General features: G+C 73.7%; 3 protein-coding genes and 1 pseudogene. All 4 read right to left on the bottom strand.

The features are described 5' to 3' along the window. Positions 1-629: thiamine pyrophosphate-binding protein (locus K6I34_RS35035; protein ID WP_275127217.1), on the bottom strand; the 629-nt coding region annotated here is incomplete at its 3' end. Further along, positions 626-1510, bottom strand: a complete 885-nt coding sequence (gene iolB / locus K6I34_RS35030) for a 5-deoxy-glucuronate isomerase (RefSeq protein ID WP_229332067.1) — start codon at positions 1508-1510, stop codon at positions 626-628. The genes K6I34_RS35035 and iolB, both read right to left, overlap by 4 nt. Before the next feature lie 57 nt (positions 1511-1567). Beyond that, positions 1568-2458, bottom strand: a complete 891-nt coding sequence (locus K6I34_RS35025; protein ID WP_229332068.1) for a deoxyribose-phosphate aldolase — start codon at positions 2456-2458, stop codon at positions 1568-1570. Positions 2459-2668: 210 nt separating this feature from the next. Further along, positions 2669-2804, bottom strand: a pseudogene (locus K6I34_RS35020) (5-dehydro-2-deoxygluconokinase); the annotation flags it as partial.

Genomic DNA, 2804 nt, shown 5'->3' with positions numbered 1-2804 from the left:
TGCCAGACGCGGTCGGCGAAGAACTCCTCGGGCCAGTCGAAGGCTTCCGCCTGCACGTCCTGCGGGAGGGCGAGGGTGACGGCGCCGGTCTCGGCGGGGTCGGTGAGCACGCGCATGGCCTGGAGGGCGGCGGGGATCAGCGCCTCGGGCCGGGTGACGCGGTCGAAGTACCGGGAGACGGGCCGCAGGCAGTCGTTGACGGAGATGTCGCCCGCGCCGGGGTGTTCGAGCTGCTGGAGCACGGGATCGGCGGGCCGGGTGGCGAAGGTGTCGCCGGGGAGCAGCAGCACGGGCAGCCGGTTGACCGTGGCGAGGGCGGCGCCGGTGACGAGGTTGGTGGCGCCGGGGCCGATGGAGGTGGTGACGGCGTGCACGGAGAGCCGGTCGCGCTGGCGGGCGTAGCCGACGGCGGCGTGCACCATGGCCTGTTCGTTGCGGCCCTGGTGGAAGGGCATGGCGTCGCCCGACTCCAGGAGCGCCTGGCCGATCCCGGCGACGTTGCCGTGGCCGAAGATGCCCCAGCAGGCGGTGACGAGCCGCTGCCGCCGCCCGTCGCGTTCGGAGTACTGGCGGGCGAGGAACGCGACGAGGGCCTGGGCGACGGTGAGCCGCCGGGTCGGGGTGGTCATCGGGCGTCACGCTCCTCGGTGGAGGTGTAGAAGGGCAGCCGGGGGTCGACGGGCTGCCGCGGCCAAGTGCCGCGGATCCAGGCGTGGTCGGGGTGGTCGCGGATGAGCCACTCCCGCTCGGCGCCGGGCCCGGCCATGACGTTGAGGTAGTACATGGTGTGGCCGGGCGCGGCGATGGAGGGGCCGTGCCAGCCGTCGGGGATGAGCACGGCGTCGCCCGTACGGACCTCGGCGAGGACGTCCGTACCGCCGGGCCGGGAGGGCGTGACCCGCTGGTAGCCGAGGCCCGCGTCGCCGTCGATCTCGAAGTAGTAGATCTCCTCCAGCTCGGACTCCTCGCCGGGGCGGTGCTCGTCGTGCTTGTGCGGCGGGTAGGAGGACCAGTTGCCGCCGGGGGTGAGCACCTCGACGGCGATGAGCCGGTCGCAGACGAAGGTCCCGGCGGCGGCGAAGTTGTTGACCTGCCGGGAGCAGGTGCCGGTGCCGCGCAGTTCGACGGGGACGCCGGCGGCGGGCCCGTAGCGGGCGTCGAGCCGCCGCGCGCAGCGGGCCCCGGCGAGCGCGAACCGGCCGCCGCCCGCGGAGACGAGGGTCACCTCGCTGTCCCGGGGAGCGTACGCGAAGTCGGTCACGCCCTCGAAGACGCTCTTCCTGCCGCGCAGTTCGAAGGTCCTCCCGTCCACGGTCACCGTGCACCCGCCCGCCAGCGGCAGCACGATCCACTCACTGACGCCCGCGGTGAAGGTGTGCGTGGCACCGGGTGCCAGGGTGAGGACCCGCAGCGAGGAATGGCTCCAGCCCGCCTGTTCCGGCCAGATGTCCAGGGCGTACGGGCCGTCGGCGGCACAGCCCGCCGGGAGGTGGTGGGTGGCGAAGGTCATGGGCTCTCGTCTCTCCTGACGCCGTCGGAAACCCGGAAACCCGGTGGGTCTCCAGCGTCACAGCAGGCCTACGGCCGTGTCGACGGCGCCTGCCACGTCGCCGTCGGCGGGGTAGAGCAGCGAACGCCCGACGACGAGGCCCTGCACGGTGGGCAGCCGCAGCGCGGCGCGCCACCGCTCGTACGCGGCGTCCTGGCCGGCGGGGCCGTCGGCGACGTCCCCGCCCAGCAGCACGGTGGGCAGCGTGCTGGTGCCCAGCACGCGCTCCATGTCACCGGGGTCGTCGGTGACGGGCACCTTGAGCCAGGTGTACGCGGACGTCCCGGCGAGCCCGGACGCGATCGCGATGGAGGTGGTGACGGCCTCGGGCCCCAGGTCGTTGCGCACCTGACCACCCGCCGCACGGCGCGAGAGGAACGGCTCGACGAGGACGGGCAGCCGGTGCGCGGCCATGTCGTCGATGGCACGGGCGGCGGCGTGCAGCGTCCGCAGCGAGCCAGGGTCGTCGTGGTCGATGCGCAGCAGAAGCTTGCCCGCGTCGAAACCAAGCCGGACGAGGTCCTCGGCGCGGTGCCCGGTGAACCGGTCGTCCATCTCAAACGCGGCACCGGCGAGCCCGCCGCGGTTCATGGACCCGATGACGACCTTGCCCTCCAGCGCGCCGAGCAGCAACAGGTCCTCCAGGACGTCGGCGGAGGCGAGCACGCCGTCGACACCGGGGCGGGACAGGGCGAGGCAGAGGCGCTCCAGCAGCCCGGCCCTGTCCGCCATGGCGAACGGACGGTCCCCCACGGCGAGCGCGCCGCGCGCGGGGTGATCGGCGGCGATCACCATCAGACGGCCGCGCTCCCCCACGAAGGCGCGCCTCTTCCGCCGAGCGGCGGCCTCCCCGATCGCCTCGGGGTACCGGCTCCTCGTCCTCGCGAGCTGAGCGATGTCAACGGTCACGGTCACGTCGGGCCTTCGGGGTAGGTGAGACGGGGGGCGCCCTGAAAGGGGCGCGGGGAACTGCGCGGCCAGCCACAGCGGACCGGCTGCCGCGAGCGGAGCGCAAGAGGCACCCCGGTAGGCGCCGCGCAGCGACCCGCAGTCGCGCACACAGCGCAAGACGCACCCCGGTAGGCGCAGAACCCCCGAGAACAGAAGGCCACACCGCGGCTAACCCCCCGCACGGGCCGACGCACCAAGAAGACCATCGATCTCCGCAGCCGTCGGCATGGCAGAAGAACACGCAAGCCGCGAAGCCACAATCGCCCCCGCCGCATTGGCCCGCCGCAGCACCTCCCCCAACGGC

Origin of the sequence: Streptomyces sp. UNOC14_S4, assembly GCF_020740835.1 — a bacterium.
In the GTDB taxonomy this organism is placed as follows: domain Bacteria; phylum Actinomycetota; class Actinomycetes; order Streptomycetales; family Streptomycetaceae; genus Streptomyces.
The sequence above is the reverse complement of the archived record's forward strand: the minus strand, read 5'-3'. Positions and strand labels throughout refer to the sequence as shown.

Excerpts from the sequence above, each read along its gene's own strand:
- iolB (WP_229332067.1), bottom strand. The coding sequence starts at position 1,510 with ATGACCTTCGCCACCCACCACCTCCCGGCGGGCTGTGCCGCCGACGGC.